The sequence below is a fragment of the Hydrocoleum sp. CS-953 genome, assembly GCF_002260545.1.
In the GTDB taxonomy this organism is placed as follows: domain Bacteria; phylum Cyanobacteriota; class Cyanobacteriia; order Cyanobacteriales; family Microcoleaceae; genus Trichodesmium.
This window is the reverse complement of the sequence record NZ_LGSU01000241.1, coordinates 1-2,525: the sequence shown is the minus strand read 5'-3', so window position 1 is coordinate 2,525 and position 2,525 is coordinate 1. Positions and strand designations below refer to the sequence as shown.

Annotated in this window: 2 protein-coding genes; both read right to left on the bottom strand. The window is 32.9% G+C overall.

Annotation, left to right across the window (positions count from 1 at the left end; translation table 11 throughout):
- Positions 1–7: 7 nt before the first annotated feature.
- Positions 8–556 (bottom strand): Uma2 family endonuclease, encoded by a 549-nt coding sequence (locus AFK68_RS02075; protein WP_094671241.1) that lies wholly within the window; start codon positions 554–556, stop codon positions 8–10.
- A gap of 475 nt (positions 557–1,031) precedes the next feature.
- A complete protein-coding gene (locus AFK68_RS02070; RefSeq protein ID WP_094671239.1) occupies positions 1,032–2,114 on the bottom strand; it encodes a DUF6745 domain-containing protein in 1,083 nt (360 codons plus the stop codon).
- Positions 2,115–2,525 lie beyond the last annotated feature (411 nt).

Sequence of the window (2,525 nt, the reverse complement as noted above, 5' to 3'; positions counted from 1 at the left end):
TATCCCTTTAATCAAATCCAATTATTTTTTTGACAGAAATCTCTACTGAAGGAAACGCCAGGGGAAAAATAATTCCATCTTGATAGTTTTGTTCAATTTGATATTCATTATTCATTAGATTGCGAAATACTTTTAAATTTTTTTTAGCAATATCAATTACCCAATATTCTTTTATTCCTGAATTGGCATATAATGTTTTTTTAGTTCCTAAATCTTTTTGTAATGTACTATCAGCAATCTCAATAATCCAGTAAATATCTTCTACATAAGGATGACGTTCTAAATATAATGTATCGGGAGAACGAACAATGCTAATATCTGGTTCTGGTTCAGAGTTAACTAAAGTAATAGGATGTGCTTCCATTACTTCTGCAAGATTTCCTAAAATATGACGTAAATATTTGACTGTTCTATGATTTATAAAACGATGAATTGGTCCTTCTGGACTCATATTAATAATTTCTCCATTAATTAGTTCTACTTTACGATCTTGTACTATTCCTGCATCTATCATACGATGATAATCTTCTACCGTCCATTTAGTAAGACTTGTCATAATTTGATCTTGTTTTTTCCAGAGATTTATTTTTATTTTAGCTTGTGAACCTAGAGAACTTAGACCATTTTCAAAAAAGGCAGTTACATCGGATTTTTTGATTTATTCCTACAAGAAAAAAATATCAATCCCATAAATTATGGAAATCAAACCTTTTTTCTTCTGTAATATTTATGTTTTTCTTCCCCTGTTTCCTATTCCCTATTCCCTATTCTCTGTGTCGTTACTGTAGCAATATTTGATTAAATTGGTATTAGACTGATTAGGAAAATACTATAGTTTGAACTTTTGAAATTAAATAAACCTAACTTATACAATAAATTTTTCAATTGATTTAAAGTGAATTAAATTATTGGGATGGGTTGATATGATTGAATTTTTTCACCTCAATAATTTAACCAGAACCCGGCTGGACTATTGCAATATTTTAGGTGTGTCACGGCACTACTCTCAACAATATTAGTCTTCCCATGGATTAAGTTTGTATAGAAAAATCTTCTGGATCGACTCCCCAATTTATCCATTCAACTGCTTCTTTTGCCGAATTAACATTAGGAGGTACTCTCAAAGTATGAATATTTCCGGTGCTTGGGCAAATCATTTTTAAAATAAATATTGGCTCAATATCGGCATCATCATCTATTCTGAAAAGAGTATATTCTTGCCAGTTATCTATTTCTATAGTTTGCAAATCTTGGCAAATTTTCTCATAACCAATTTCCTCAATTAAGACTCGTCTAAGTTCGGCATTTTTTGTAGTTAAAAGCCATTCTGGCTGCCATTCTTGGGGATTTAATTTTCCGTATGCTTCTGGTAATCTCACACCATGATAAGCATATAAACTATAACCATCACTAAATTCAATTGCTGGTTTTTCTACAGCATGGAGACGATATTCATCATCTAATAATAACTTTCTGGGGCGATCGCAAATAATGCAAAGATTTCTCAAAGGATATATCCAACCACAATGTTTGACAATAGACTCCAATACTTGCCAATCATCTGAATTATAATTGCAGTTCAGAACAGAAATACAAAAATCTACCGAAGCAACATAACTACTCCATAATTCTGTAGGAATAGGATAACTCCAAAGACACAATAACTTTATAGAAATTTCTGATACTATATCTTGCCATTCTTCTTCTATTTGCGAGTAAAGAATATGACTCCAAAGTTGCCCAGGTTGTAGCGAACCTTCCCCCATTTTACGATCTATTTCTGTAAATAATTCATGGGCAACTTGCATTTCTAGTTCATTTATCAAAAGTTCCCACCTATCCTTGAAAATATGACGATGCCCATAATCATCTTTACTTTCCCATCGCTGCCAAATTTTATCAAGCAGAATATCAAAAGCTGCTTGGGGACTATCAGAAAATACAATTTCTGGATTTGGATCGCCCATCAAACTATAAGCGAATTGAATTGCTTCTGCAGCTTTTTGACGGTTAATAGGTTGGGTATAAAGTGCTATTTTCTGCCACTTTTCCCGATAAACTGGAATTAAAACTTTTTGCTCAGGTGTTAGTTTAGTAATCAGCTTTTGTGACATTTCTCAATAGACATCTCAATAAAGTAGGGAGTAGGGAGTAGGGAGTAGGGAGTAGGGAGTAGGGAGTAGGGAGTAGGAGGCAAAAAATTGATGATTTCTGTGCGATAATTGATTTTATTTTTTATTATCGCAGATGTCTCATAGGATTTACCCATAAGACCGGGTTGATCGACAAAATTTCCTATTTTAGAAAATAATAATCACGACAATAGACCTCTGCGAAAAAGATATGGATTTTTTGCAGGGAACAGGTAATACCATTTCTCTGTAAAAATGCACTTAATAATTCTTACCCAAACCTGAATTTTAGCAATAGCTGTTATCTTTTATAGCGCTACGCGCTAGGGAATAGGGAATAGGGAATAGGGAATAGTAGACTAATAAAGGGTTTTAGGATTTAGAAATGTCAAG

Excerpts from the sequence above, each read along its gene's own strand:
- AFK68_RS02075 (WP_094671241.1), bottom strand. The coding sequence starts at position 556 with ATGACAAGTCTTACTAAATGGACGGTAGAAGATTATCATCGTATGATA.
- AFK68_RS02070 (WP_094671239.1), bottom strand. The coding sequence starts at position 2,114 with ATGTCACAAAAGCTGATTACTAAACTAACACCTGAGCAAAAAGTTTTA.